Source organism: Verrucomicrobiia bacterium (genome assembly GCA_035495615.1).
Taxonomy (GTDB): Bacteria; Omnitrophota; Omnitrophia; order Omnitrophales; family Aquincolibacteriaceae; genus DATJFP01.
The window spans coordinates 81715-95999 of the sequence record DATJFP010000026.1 but is presented as its reverse complement, the minus strand read 5'-3'; the positions used below and the strand labels follow the sequence as shown (position 1 = coordinate 95999).

Annotated in this window: 6 protein-coding genes; 5 read left to right on the top strand and 1 reads right to left on the bottom strand. The window is 59.5% G+C overall.

Annotation, left to right across the window (positions count from 1 at the left end; all coding sequences use genetic code 11):
* Window positions 1-39 precede the first annotated feature (39 nt).
* The 4 genes from VL688_03430 to VL688_03415 all read left to right on the top strand — a co-directional run bounded on the left by VL688_03430 (window position 40) and on the right by VL688_03415 (window position 12801).
* On the top strand, window positions 40-7572 hold the full coding sequence (locus VL688_03430) for a GNAT family N-acetyltransferase (protein HTL47096.1): 7533 nt from the start codon (window positions 40-42) through the stop codon (window positions 7570-7572).
* A 193-nt stretch (window positions 7573-7765) separates the two neighbouring features.
* The gene (locus VL688_03425; protein HTL47095.1) at window positions 7766-11362 is read left to right on the top strand and encodes a PAS domain S-box protein; all 3597 of its coding nucleotides are present in this window, start codon (window positions 7766-7768) and stop codon (window positions 11360-11362) included.
* A 1-nt stretch (window position 11363) separates the two neighbouring features.
* On the top strand, window positions 11364-12179 hold the full coding sequence (locus VL688_03420; protein ID HTL47094.1) for a response regulator: 816 nt from the start codon (window positions 11364-11366) through the stop codon (window positions 12177-12179).
* Window positions 12180-12237: 58 nt separating this feature from the next.
* Complete coding sequence (locus tag VL688_03415) at window positions 12238-12801, top strand: TIGR00730 family Rossman fold protein (GenBank protein HTL47093.1); 564 nt, start codon at window positions 12238-12240, stop codon at window positions 12799-12801.
* On the opposite strand, the gene VL688_03410 is transcribed toward VL688_03415, so the two are convergent.
* The gene (locus VL688_03410) at window positions 12791-13609 is read right to left on the bottom strand and encodes a response regulator (protein HTL47092.1); all 819 of its coding nucleotides are present in this window, start codon (window positions 13607-13609) and stop codon (window positions 12791-12793) included. The two genes, VL688_03415 and VL688_03410, sit on opposite strands and share 11 nt — an antisense overlap.
* Before the next feature lie 270 nt (window positions 13610-13879).
* On the opposite strand from VL688_03410, the gene VL688_03405 reads away from it, so the two are divergent.
* Window positions 13880-14239, top strand: coding sequence for a hypothetical protein (locus VL688_03405; protein HTL47091.1), 360 nt, complete (start codon window positions 13880-13882; stop codon window positions 14237-14239).
* Window positions 14240-14285: the final 46 nt, after the last annotated feature.

Below are 14285 nucleotides of genomic sequence, written 5' to 3'. Positions count from 1 at the left end.
GAAACGCACGAATCCATTTTCGGCAAATCCGCGGACGTCGTGGCGCTCGGTCCGGCAAGGGCGGATATCGGTGCGCATGTCGACTATCCCACGTTTCCGTCGGACGGCTCCGCGCAGAATTATTCGCTGGTTTTCGCGCTGCCGTTCAACACTCTGGTCGCAGGAAGGAAGAAAAAGACCGGCAGCGACGTCGTCAGCCTGTACGCGGCCGACTACAAGAAAAAATTCGAATTCAAAATTTCCGAGCTCGAGGCCAAGGCCAAGGACACGGCTTATGTCGAAGAGCTGCGGAGAAAAAATCCCTGGGCCGGCTACGCCTTGGGCATTTTTTATACGGCCAAGAAACGCGGTTACAAGCTCGGCGGCGCGGAATTCACCATTACGGGCGACGTGCCCAAAGGCGCGGGGCTTGCGAGTTCCGCGTCCTACATGACCGCCATGACGCTTGCCGGCATCCGTCTCTTCGGCTGGCCGCTCGATCCCGCGCATGCGACGTGGAACGTGGCCCATTTCGCGCGCGAGGCCGAGCATGCGGATTACAGCCCGTTCGTCGGGGCCAAGCCCGGCCATCTCGACCACATTGCCTCGCTTGCCGCGGTCAAGGACGCCGCGGTCATCCTCAACTACGGCAACCTGGAAGACCTCAAGACGCTGCGCTTCGACATGGACGGCTACCGGCTCGTCATCGTGGATACGACGTTGTCGCATTACCAGGCCGACCGCGCCGAAGCCATCTTCAATGAGCGCGTGGACGAATTGAACCGCGCGGTGCCGGTCATGAACCGGCTGCTGGGCTTGGAGGCCGCGCCCCGGCTTCACGTCAGCGCGTTCACGTTCGACGAATTCAAGAGCATTGAGTCTCGTTTCATGGCCGAAGAACCAATCCTGGCCAAGCGCGTGCGCTACGTTCTGACGGAAAGGGAACGGACGATCAAGGCGATCACGGCGCTGCGGGAAGACCGCATCAAGGACGTGGTCCCGCTTCTCGACGAGTCCAGCCAGGCGCTTTCCATGGACGGCGATTATCAGCTCACCGGCACCGTGCCGGGCAAGGGAAGATTTTTCGACGCGCTGGTCGAGATCGGACGCGAGCCCGGGATCGCGGCGGGCCGCATGATCGGACGCGGCGGCGCGGGCACCGCGCTTTTCATCGTCCGCAAAGACCGGCTCGCGGAGTGGAGCGAGAAGCTCGTGCGCGATTTCGAAGCGCGCATGGGCATCAAGGTCCAGGTCCACGAAGTGTCGCCCTCCGACGGCGCGCGCGTCATCTGGGATAAAAATCAAACCAAAACAGAATTGAGAACGGCGGAACCGGTTCGGCCGGAGTTAAGAAATCCATTCGACGATTTGACCAAGCCGCCGCGTCCGCGGGACCTTATCCAGCAGGCGGGGGTATTTCTTTCGGTTCCGTCCGACGAAAAAATCCTGGCGTGGGGCGCGGCCGCGGGCCTTCACATCAAACAGGAGATCTACGCCGAATACGCGCACAATCTCAATCTCGTTCTGCCTTATCTCGAGGCCATGGTCCGCTACCTGCTGCGCCGCGCCAAGCTGGAGCCCGAGCTGCAATTCGTTTTCATGATGCGCGACGCGGACCTGATGGGCGACGCCATGCTGAGCGTCGTCCGCGGCACGCCGCTCGAAGGACGCGTGATCTTCATGCCGTACAGCAAGGCTCTCTACGTGCGGGAAAGCCATCCCGAAGAAAGGCTGCTGGCTTACCTGGGCGGATATGTCGACATTCCCGCGGTCTTCACGACGTCCCGAAGCAGCCGCAAGCGTTATATGTTTTTGGACATCGGCTGGATCGGATCCGCTTATCTCCACATCAACGAGCTGTTTGCGAAATACTCGCGCGCGCAAAGGACCACGGTGCCCGTCGACGCCGTCGAAGGCCGGTTGATTTATTCTTCGCAGGATCTTTTCCCTGAAATTCCTTTTGGCGCGGCCCTGAACCGCCATGAGAAAACGGAATTTCATTTTCCGCCGGAACGGCCGGTTTCGGGTGTGGACGGCATCCGCGAGGCCCTTGCCATCGCGCTCCAGCGCATGCCGAAATTTACGGGAGACTACGTACTGAGGCGGAAGGGAAGCGCGTGGGGCGCGGTGCCCCTGGTTCCGGACAAATACGTCCTGCCGCACGTGACCAACATCAAAGGCCATGAATCGCCCGTGCATCCTCTTGCGGCCGTCCTTCTCCAGGCCGCGCTTGTCCGCTATTTCCTGGGGCGGCGGGGAGCCCTTCTGGCTGAGAACTTTCCCGAATTTGCGCCGCATGCGGAATTACGCGCCGAGGAGAAGCCGCCCGTGCCGGAAGAGGCCGGGAGCGCGATCCGGTTCAAGTTGTGGGCGGATCCGCGGAAAATCCTTTACGACGATGCGCGCATCAGCGCGCGCGATCCGGGCGTTGATTTCCTGACCGAAGACGAAGGGGAAGCTCTTTTCGCCGAGTGGAAATTTTTTGACCGGTATGATTCTCTCAAAAATCCCGGCGCGGTATGGCATGAGACCGGGAACTTCATGATCGCTTACCAGGATGGAAAGCCGGTCGGGGCTTATGGGTTCGTGGCCCATCCGGAGGATAACTGGGTCCGCGGCAACGGCATCGGCGTGGATGCGGCAGTGCGGCGTTCGGGTATCGGAACGCGGCTCCGCGAACGGCTGCTCGGTTATCTCAAAGAGGCGGGCTACGAATTTTTTGAAATCGGTTCTACCGACGAGCGATTTGATTTACGGATCGGAGCCGACGACGCGGCCCAGCAGTTTCACGAAGACTTTTTACGGGAGACGCCCGCGGAAGCGATCGCGAAAGTTGCGCGGGACCGCGACGGCAAGCTGAAGGGCATTCTCGTGGACCTCAAGCATTATCCCGCGCCGCGCGGCGAGCTCCGGGCCGAAGAAGAACCGGCGGCGGAGAAGCCCGCGTCTCAGGTCGACGAGGCGGCCCAAGCGCAAGCCGCGGAAGAAATGAAGAAAGTCGATGCCCGGCCCATGTTCGGCCGCGTTTCGCCCACGGTCAGCACCGACGGCTGGTATTACCGGTGGCCTTCTTTCAGCATCCCGAATTGGACGTGGCTGCGGCGGTTTATCTTTTTCCGCATGGCGCGCGCGCATCTTTACGTCATGGCCATGGGTGTCGATGAGCAAACCGCGCGTCGCGTGATCGAGAGTATCGCGCTGGTCGCGCCGCTCAAGGTACGCATCCGCAGGGACATCTGGAAGTTCGAGATCACGGGCTGGGCCCCTTACTGGCTGAGGGCCTGGGCCTCGGACGCGGAAGGGGATCCGGACGCGGCCATGAAAATCCGGAAATATTACATCGCCCTCCAGTTCCTCATCCCCGGCAATGAGCAATATCATCGCCTCGAACAGAAGCTCGACGCTGAATACGCGGCAGGGCGTCTCGCAGATTACCGCGCCCACGGGATCGAGGCTCCGGAGATCCGTAAAATCGAGATCCCGTACGAAACACCGATCCCGGCCTATCTGATCCTTCCCGCGAACCATGAGCCAGGCAAGAAAATCCCCGTCGTTCAGATCCATCACGGCTTCACGAACCGCAAGGAAAATCCCTATTTCGATTCCATCGAAAGGGGCCTGGTCCAGAGAGGGATCGCGGTGCTGCGATCGGATCTCATTGGCCACGGCGGGCAGACGCTGCCCCTTATCAGCACGGGCAAAATCAACGCATACCTGAACGCGGTCACGCGGTATCTCGAAAAATATCCCGGGCTTGATCCGGAACGCATCGGTTATTTCGGGTTCAGCTTCGGCGGTTACATGGGCCTGCGCGCGCTTTCGAACGTCTCTCTCGGCCGGCGCCTGAAAGCGGTAGCCGTGGAGAACCCGCCGGTCGCGGACACGTTCATGAATTACCGGCGTGTGCTGCATCACAGCCGCGATTACCTGGAATATCTTTTCAACGTGACCCAGCTCGCCGATCTGCGGCTGCGGCTGCGCCTCCTTTCGCTTTCCCGCTCCGAACGCCGCTTGAACGTGCTCCGCGAAAGGCGCGACCGCCTTTTGGTTTTTACGTCCGGCAAAGATCAGGTGATCACGCGCCGCGATTACCGCTGGCTGAAAAACGTGCTTGGGCCCATGCTCGCGAACGGACGGGACGCGGTCGTCGCATACCCCCGGGAAGATCATCACATTTTTTACGAGCGCCAGGACATGGAGGCCCGCGTGTTCCGGCATTTCGAACAGCTGCTGCTGGGGCAGGAGCAGGCGCGGCCGGCGGCGAAGCCGGAGCTGCGTCCCAGTGCTCTTGCTCTGGGACGGGAAAAGCAGCTCCGCCCTCGAAGGCCAGAGCTCCGCGCGTCCTTGGGCCCCGAAAGCGTGGGGCCGGAAGCGGAAGATGTCTTTTTCAGGAGCTGGAACATGGGGACTGAAATGCCGAAAGCCGTGGCCGACCGTTTCCGCGCGCTGATTCCCCGAGAGCTGCTGGCGCATCTGGGGCATCCCAGGCGCAAGCCGTTGAAAGTTTATACGTGGGGAACGGAAAAAGAGGACGAAGCGTGGGGGCTTTTCGTGCAGGCCGCGGGCGACGGCGAAATCACCGTGCGCCTGGCCCAGAGCTTTGGGGAAATTTCGGATTACCTGTTCGACCGCGAAAACCGCAGGCTCAAGGCGGAAATCACGCTCATCGCCGAAGGGAAGAAACTCGTCATTGGTTTTCCGGGGCGTATTGAAGCCTTTCCCGAAGCGCTGCAGATTGGGCCTCATCTCTCGAAAGGCGAGAAAGTGTTCCAATGGTGGGTGGACAACATCCTCGTGCCCTGGGCTGACAAACTTGGCTTCGAAGAATTGGAAATCATGCAAGGGCCTTTGTCCGACGACGGGCTGTGGTCCGCGGGCTTCATGCCGCGCAGCCGCTTCCTGCGCCGCCCGGCGCGGCCGAGCGACGAGTTGATCTGGAACCGGCGGGTCCGGCCGGGAACGAAATCGGAGCTTCGCACGGGGCAAGAGCAGCCCCGCGAAAACTTTTTTAACCGCAACCAGGCTTTTTTCCGTGAGCTGGCCATCGCGGCCGCCGTGATTGCCGCGTTCGGATGGCTCTCGGTCCATTATTTCCTGCCTCTGTCGCGGGAATGGACGCAGAAGTCGCCGCTTTACTTTTTCCTTTTCTCGGGCGTTCTGACGCTGGTGCGGGCCGTGCTGGCCGCCGTGATCGGCGTCCGCTTCGAGCGTAAAGTCTTGAACGAAAACAAACCCAGCTTCGAACGTAATGTCCGAAGGACCGTGCTCAGCCTTGTCTTCAACATGCCGGTCTTCGGTTTTTTTATTTTTGGATGGCTGTTGAAAATGATTCCCGGTTTCTGGGTTTTTCCCGCCGCGGTCGTGCAGGGCGTTACCGCGCAAATTTTCCTGGCGCCGTTTTTGTTCGATCCCATGAATTACATTCTCGGGCGCGTGTTCGTGGAAAAACGCACCTTCCGCCAGGCGGTCGACGACGCGCGACATAATCTTCCGGGCTTTTCGTTTTGGGCCCTGGTGATCTGGCTGCCCGGCCACATCCTGGCGTTCGCGCTTCCGGATGCGATCGGCACCTACATCGTCCAGGGCATCGTGACCATGGTCTGGGGCGTGGTGGCGTTTATTCTCACCGGCAGGGAAAGGATCGAAGTGATTGCGCATCTGAGAGAGTGGCTTAAACAGCGTTTTCCTTCGCTTTTCCATCCCGAATCGCGGATCCGCCGCCTGGGACATTTTTTCATGCGTCCGCTTCTTGCGTTCTACGGCCTGTCCGGCCTCGGGCTCATTGCGATGACGACGGCCTATGGGTTTTACGTTTCCTTTCTGGCGCTGCTGGGCTTCACAATACAGGCCGACGTCGTGCTGTCCCTGGAAATCCTAGGCGCAGGCGTCCTTTTCTGGCCTGCTATTTATGTTGGGTACCGCCATTTGATGCGAGAACCGGCTCCTCCGCCGGCCGAGGGAACCCGGGCCGAGCTCCGGACTTCGAGTCCGGAGGATTTTCTCAGTGCCGGGCTTAAGGAAGCCCGGCCCGAGCTCCGGACTTCGGCTCCGGCTCGCTTTTATGTGAAACCGTCTCTTGCTCTGCCCACACGGCCGCGCGGATTCGTATCGTCTCCGCCGCAGCTGACGTTCAAATTTCTTTTCTCGGAAGAGAAGGCGGAATTTCCCGTTTTAACACGGCAAGAACGCGAGGCTTTGAAAGCGGCCGGTGGCTGGGAATTCCTCGGGGGCGTGCCCGAAATTGCGAGCGTGAACTGGCTGATCGCCTATGAAGGCACGCGCCCGGTGGGCGTCTATGCTTTTGACGCATTCGATTCCGAGATCGTGCGCGGGAAGGGGATTTATATTTTACCGGAGCACCGCCGGCGCCACATCGGGGAATTGCTGCGGCTTTACCTCTATGATCATTTGAAAAAGCGCGGCTCCAAATATTTCAAAGTCGGCGTCACGTTCGACCATGGGATCGGCGGCATCTTAAAGACGCGCGAGGCCCAGCGTTTCCAGCGCTCCTTGATCGCCAAAGTCGCGCCGAAGGCCGTGGAAGGCATTACGTTTTACAGAAACAGCGGCGAACTGCAGGGGCTTACCGTGGATTTGCAGAAATTTCGGATGCCCGCGCGTCTGCCCCCCCTCAGGCCCAGGACCACGATCTACACCATGCGTTCCCTGTCCGTCCGGAAAATGGTGATGGCTTCCTACCGGAGGAGCGAGCTTCGCGATCTTGCCCGCCAGGTGCTCGAAGTGCTCGCCGCTGAAAAAGCACTGCCGCAGCCCGTAGCCGACCGCGTCGGCAAGACGGCCGCAGCCGACATGGACGCTTTGGCGCAAACCCTGGCAGAAGAGGCTCCATCCCTTGCGCCGCGTTACGTCTCGGCTCGGCGGAATGAAAACAGCCTTCGCCTTATCGCCGCCGGCCGGCGGTTGCGGGAACAGCATCCGGCATGGGGAGAAGACCTGCGCGTGTTCTCCCGAACGTCGGCCGCGCTGCTTGGAACGCGCTACCGTGAAGTCTTGCGCGCGGATCCACGGCAGAAGCTTGCGTTCGCGTTCGCGCAGCGCTTGCCCGCTTCCGTGGAAGGGCGCTCGTCCTTTGCCGATTATTTAAAAATGATCAAGGCGCTTCAGGGGGAATTCCCGGGACGCATCAGGGCGGAGTTCCGCGTCATGGCTTCCGCGGATGAAATCGCAGGCGAGGGGGCCCGCGATTATTTCCGGGAGCTCGAGCGCACGGGGCTGGTCAAAATCCTCAATTTGTCTTCACCCGATGCGGCGTTTCTTCTCGACGAATTCCTGCGCGTCCATGGCAACGCTCTTGTCTTCGGGCTTGCGGATTCCGCGCTTGCGCCCGGCGAAGACCTGCGCTTTGTCCGTTCGGACGTGGATGCCGAAGCCCTGCTGCCCGTCGCCTTCCTCCTGTCGGCGCATTTGGCACGCGATCCTCTTAGTAAAATTACGGCAGAGCTGTTGAAGCAGATCCCGCCGCTCCTGGGCGGGCTCGTGCGTTATCACGGCCGGTCCCTCGAAGTCACGCCGCTCGTTCTGGAAATGGCCTACAAGTTTCAGGCTTCCGAACTCGTGGCCCAGATGGCCTAAGCCTGCCTTTCCCGCCTTGTCCCGCAAGGCCGGACATCTTCCTAAACCGCTGAAAAAACGGCATCCCTGCGGGCGGGGAATCCTGCCGCTGCCCTTGCCTTTTCCCATTGTCTGCTAAACTTGTTGGTGCATGGACCGTATCTCTATTAATAATGAAGGCGTCTTCAACCTGTCTCTTTAGACCGGAACGGAAATGAAGCCAAGCCCGGATAACAAAAAAGAGCTCCGCCGTAAAATTGCCTCCCTGCAGCGCCGTCTGAAACAGCATCAGCGTCTGATCACCGAAAGCAAGAAGCACGAAGACGCGCTGAAAGAATCCGAAGAAAAATTCCGGAGCGTGTTCGAGAATTCCGCGGTGGCCATCACCGTGGCGGACGCGCGCGAGCGTGTCACATCGTGGAACGAGTACGCGGAAAAGCTGCTGGGCATGAGCCGCAAGCAGCTGTACATGAAGCCCATCCGGGAGCTTTATCCGGCCGACGAGTGGCGGAAGATCCGCGCCTGCAAGATCCGCGAAAAAGGAATCCAGCACCACCTCGAGACCCGGATGCTGACCCGCCGCAAGAAGGTCGTGGATGTGGACATGTCCATCAGCGTGATCAAGGACGGCAAGGGCCGGATCATGGGTTCCATCGCCGTTATCCGCGACGTCACCGAGCGCAAGAAGGCCGAAGAATCGCTGCGTAAGTCCGAAGAAATTTTCCGGACGGTGTTCGAGAATTCCGCGGCGGCCATCACGGTGGTGGACGAAAAAGAGCGCATCATCTCCTGGAACAAATTCACGGAAAACCTGCTGGGCATGGGGCACGAGGACCTTTACCAGAAGCCGGTCTGCGACCTGTACCCGCCGGCCGAGTGGAAGAAAATCCGTTCCTACGACATCCGCACCAAGGGCATGCGCGAACATCTCGAGACGCGCATGATCAAAAAGAACGGCGATTGCGTGGAGGTCGACGTCTCCATCAGCGTGCTCAAAGATATGGACGGGCAAATCACGGGCGCCATCGGTGTCATCCGCGACATTTCCGAGCGCAAGAAAGCGGAGCTGGCGCTGCAGGAATCGGAACAGAAATTCCGCACGGTCTTCGAAAATTCCGCCGTGGCCATCACGGTCGCCAACGAAAACGAACAGCTGATCTCCTGGAACGCGTTCACCGAAAAACTGCTCGGCATGGGCAAGGGCGAGCTCTATCTCCGCAAGATCTGCGATCTTTATCCGCCCGACGAATGGCGGCGCATCCGCTCTTATGACATCCGCACCAAAGGCATTCAGCATCACCTGGAAACCAAAATGCTGACCAAGTCCGGCGAAACCATCGACATCGACGTATCGATCAGCGTGCTTAAAGATTCGACCGGGCGCATCACGGGCTCCATCGGTGTCATCCGCGACATTTCCGAGCGCAAGGCCGCGGAGCGCCAGCTCCGGCAGTCGGAGGAAAGGTTCCGGTCCGTTTTCGAAAATTCCGCGGTGGCCATCACGGTCGCGGACGAAAAAGAACGCATCATTTCGTGGAATAAGCCCACGGAGCTTTTGCTGGGCATGAGTGAGGGGGATCTCTATCGCAAGCCGGTTTGCGCGCTTTATCCCGAGGAGGAGTGGCGGCGCATCCGCTCCTACGACCTGCGTAAAAAAGGAACGCAGCATCATCTCGAGACGCAGATGCTGAAGAAAAACGGACAGCCCATCGACGTGGAAGTCTCGATCAGCGTGCTGAAAGACCCTGACGGCGCGGTCACGGGTTCCATCGGTGTCATCCGCGACATCACCGAGCGCAAGCGCGCGGAAATGGAAAGGCGCGCCAAGGAAGCGGCCGAAAGCGCGACGCGCGCCAAAAGCGATTTTCTCGCCAGCATGAGCCACGAGATCCGCACGCCCATGAACGGCATCCTCGGCATGATCGAGCTTCTGTCGGGCATGGATATCACGCCGGAGCAGTCGGAATATGTTTCGGCCGCGAAAAGTTCCGCGGAGTCGCTGCTCACGATCATCAACGACATCCTGGATTTTTCGAAAATCGAAGCGGGCAAGATGACGCTGGAATCCATCCCGTTCAGCCTGCGCGACACGCTCGGCGACACGATCACGGCGCTCGCGCTCCGCGCCCAATCCAAAGGCCTGGAGCTTGCATGTCACATTCCCGCGGACGTGCCGGACCTCCTGATCGGCGATCCCGTACGGCTGCGCCAGGTGATCGTGAACCTTGTCGGAAACGGCATCAAGTTCACCGAGCACGGGGAAGTCGTGGTCAAAGTTGCGGTGGAGAACCAGGATGACGACCGTATCCGGCTGCACTTCGCGGTCATGGACACGGGCATCGGCATTCCGCCACATCAGCAAGCGCGCATTTTTACTTCGTTCGAGCAGGGCGATTCATCCACGACCCGGCGCTACGGCGGCACGGGCCTGGGGCTTTCCATTTCCGCGCGGCTGATCGACATGATGAAAGGCAAGGTCTGGGTGGAAAGCCCGTGCACTGCGATTTATTCCGATACGGGCGGGCCGGGCAGCGCGTTCCACTTCACGGCCCAGCTCATGATCGACAAATCCGAAGTGCCGGCCATCAATCCCGTGCATCAGGTCAACATCCACCACCTGCCGGTCCTCATCGTCGACGACAATGCCACGCAGCGCCACATCGTGCAGGAAATGTGCGCGAGCTGGTCCATGAGGCCGTCGCTCGCGGCCAACGCGCCGCAGGCGCTTGCCCTCGTCGACGACATGAAAAAGGCCGGCCGTTCGTTCGCGTTCGCGCTGATCGACGTCGACATGCCCGAGATGGACGGGTTCCAGCTCGCCGAGCGTCTCCGCCGCAGGCCGGGCGCGGAAAACATGCACATCATCATGATGGTCTCGATCGGCAATCCCGAGGAAGTCGCGCGCTGCCGCGAGATGGGCCTTGGCACGCCGATCAAAAAGCCGCTTCACCAGTCGCGCCTGCTCGACACGATGCTGACGGCGCTGGCCACGCCGAGGCACAGCCGCGCGCCTGAAGCGCCGCGCGTGGAAAAGAAAAGCGGCTCGCTTCACATCCTTATCGCCGAAGACAACAAGGTCAATCAGCTCGTGGCGCAGCGTCTGCTCGAGCGCAGGGGGCACCGGCCCAAGATCGCCGAAGACGGGCGCAAGGCGCTCGAGATGATTAATCAGGAACGTTTCGACCTCGTGCTGATGGACATCCAACTGCCGGAAATGGACGGTTACGAAGTCACCAAAGCCGTGCGCAAACAGGAGCTCTCGACCGGCCGTCATCTGCCGATCATCGCCATGACGGCGAATGCCATGAAAGGCGACCGCGAAAAATGCCTTGCCGCGGGCATGGACGACTACGTGTCCAAACCCGTGCGTCCGGACAAACTGTTCGAGGCCATCGAAAAATCCATTCTGCCCGGAAGGAGTGCCGCCGCAGCGCAGGCTGAAGTGGAAAAACCGGCGCCGTCCAACGGCAGCGCCGAGCTGCTGGATAAAGAAGAAGGCATGGCGCACGTGGGCGGAGACGAGGAGCTTTACCAGAAGATCCTGCGCGTTTTCATGGAGCAGACGCCGGAGCAGCTGACGCGGCTCGAGGCCGCGCTGCAGCGAGGCCAGGCTGATGTCGTGGAACGCGAGGCCCACGGCATCAAAGGCGCGGCCGCCAACATCGGAGCGGTGCGGCTCAGCAAGGCGGCGCTGAAGATCGAGGACGCGGCCGAGGCGCGCCAGATTCAGAAGGTCGGGGCGGATCTGAAAATTTTGAAAACCGAATTCGAAAGCCTCGCGGCCTACCTCAAACGGGAATTTGGAGCTTGAGATGAAAAAACAGATCCTCGTCATCGACGACGACCGCACGTTCTCGATGCTGATCGAGGAAATTCTCTCGCAAAAAGGCTATGGCGTTTCCGTGGAGACCGACGGCGTGCACGGGCTGAAGCGCGCGCAGACCGAGCATCCGGACCTTATTATCGTGGATGTCCTGATGCCCGCGATGACCGGCTATGATTTTGTCCAGGCCGTGCGCAAGTCGGATTCAGCCCTGCGGATCGTGCCCATCATCGTGGTTTCCTCGCGCAAGACCATGAAAGAATATTTCAAGAGCTGGGAAGTGGCGTTTTTCCTGAGCAAGCCGTTCCATCCCAACGAGCTGGTTTCGAAAGTTGAGTTCGCGCTGCTCGGGCCGGAAACCGTGGTGCCCGACGATCAGGGCGGGATCAAGTTCGTGGAGACGAAGGAAAAGAAGGCGCTTTGGGTGGGCTACGACGACGTCATCCATGCGAGCGTGTCCAAAGACCTGGCCGCTCTCGGCTACCGCGTCTACAGCGCGCATCGCGAGGACAAGGGGCTGGAAGAAGCCATCCAGGTGCATCCCGACGTGATCGTCTGCCAGTTCCACAAGATCAAAGGCATTCTGAACGCCACGAAATTTTACCAGGATATCCAGGGGCGCGACGCTTTGAAGGACGTGCCCTTCGTGCTCGTATGCCCCGCGGACATGGAAGGGGACGCGAAAAAAGTTTTTACCGAAGCGGAAATCGCGCGCTTCTCGGATTTCGTGCCGTACACCTCCAGCCACGACGTCCACAAAAGGCTGACCAAGCTGATCTCGAACAAATTTGTGCGCCAGCCGTAAGCGAAGCCTACCTGATTTCGCGCCTCCGTGATAAAATCCGCTCCGTCACGGAGGGTTTATGGAACTCGAAGGAAAGAAACTTCTCGTTTTCTGCGCGTCCAGCAGCCAGGTGCCGCAGGTCTATCATGACGCCGCGTCCGAGCTAGGCCTGCGCATTGCCGTTGAAGGCGCCGCGCTTGTCTTCGGGGGGACCGACATGGGACTCATGGGCCGCGTGGCACGCGCCGCGCGTGAGGGCGGGGGAAAAGTCTATGCCGCCATTCCGCAGATGCTGCACGACAAAAAATTGTGTTTCACGGACTGCGAGGAAGTCTACGTGTCTGAAGACCTGAGGACGCGCAAAGCGAAGATGGAGCTCTGGGCGGACGCCATTATTTGTTTCCCCGGCGGCATCGGCACGCTGGACGAGCTCGCGGAAACACTCGCGCACAAGCAGCTCGGCGCGCATCAAAAGCCGCTTGTCCTTTTCAATTTCCGGGATTACTTCCGGCCTTTTCTGGATTTCGTGGAGAAAATGATCGCGGAGGGATTTGCCAAGCCGAAGTACCGGGATCTCTTTTACGTGGCGTCCACCCTGGACGAGGCGTTCCTCTACCTGAAGAGCGAGGCGGTCACGGCGTGAGGTTTTTTTCGAAGGCCCGCAGAAGGACATCCGGCTCGGGGCTGTCGAGAAATTCGGAATGCGGGATTTTCGCGGTGATTTCCTCGCGCGCGGAAGGAAAGACTTTCAGGTCCGACTGCAGGTAAAACAGGATCGGGATGCTCTTGGCTTTTTCAAGGTTGCGGATGGCCTGGGCCAGGACAATCTCCGGGCTGTCGAGTGAAAGCGATTTGAGCCGTACGAAAATCGCCTGCGGCTGGTCCAGGCTGGCAATCTGAAGCGTGAGCCTCTCGGTTTTTCCCGCCAGGACTTCGTAACCCGAATGCATGAAACGGGTCACGATGGCATTGAATTTTTCCCACTGATCGTCCAGCACCAGCGCTTTGGGCGTGATTTTTTTTTGCTGCGGCCCCGCGGCAAAAGGCAGCAGCTTGCCGTCCGCTCCGTAACGCCGCGCGAGAATCTTTTCGATTTGCTCCATCAGGTCTTCGAATTTGAACGGCTTGGACATGAAGCCGTCCACTTTGAAATCTTTGAACAAATCTTCCAGGTGCGCGCGCGCCGTCAGGACAAGCAGGGGATATTTCGGCGTGCCGTCATAGCTGTTTGCGATGTTATGATAGAACACGATGCCGCCCATCCGGGGCATGTTCATGTCGAGCAGGATGAGGTCCGGCTTTTTGTCTTTGAGGACTTCGAGGGCTTCCTGGCCGTCGCAGGCCGTCAGGATGCGGTAGCCTTCTTCGGAAAGCATCATGCCCATGACGTCTCGGATCTGGGGCTCGTCATCGACGATCAGGATGCAATTGCGGTTTGATTGGGTCGCCATGGCTGCTCGCGGTTTTATGAAAGCCTAACACACCAAACTAATTAACGACTTTTCCTTTTGTAAGTTTAGCTTTTATAGGGGCTTACGGGCTTCCGTCCGGAGGCTTAAAAAAGCCTGGAAAAAAACTTGGAGGCGGACTTTAAACAGCCCAAAGGAAAGGGTACACTAATGCCAGTACAAAAGAATTCAAACTTCCGGCAAATTTGCCGAATTATACCTTTGTCGTTCTTTTGATTCCATCCAACCTAAGCGAACCTAGAGAGGCAGCACATGAACGTATCGAAAATCACCCTGGTCGTCCTGGCGATGGGCCTTATTTTCTCAGCCCCCGTGCGCGCCGCGGATGAATCTTCCGACCAGCCGAAACCGAAGCAGGTCGGGCAATACGTGCCGCCGACGGATGACGCGGGCGGTTACATCGACGTGGGCAGCGAGCAGCCCGCGGCTTCGGAAGCGGATCAGCCCGAAGATGAAGAAACGAAGAAAGAGCTCGAAGAGCTGAAGGCTTACGTCGAAGAAATCCAGCGCTCCACGAAAGCCGGCCGCGACGGCCAGCAGGCCGCGGATGCCGCGAAGACGGTGCAGCAGATTCAGCAGATCAAGAACGTCCAGCAGAGCTACAAGTTCTAATCTCCGCGCCCGTCCGTTTTGCGACGGGAAAGACGACGATCTCAAA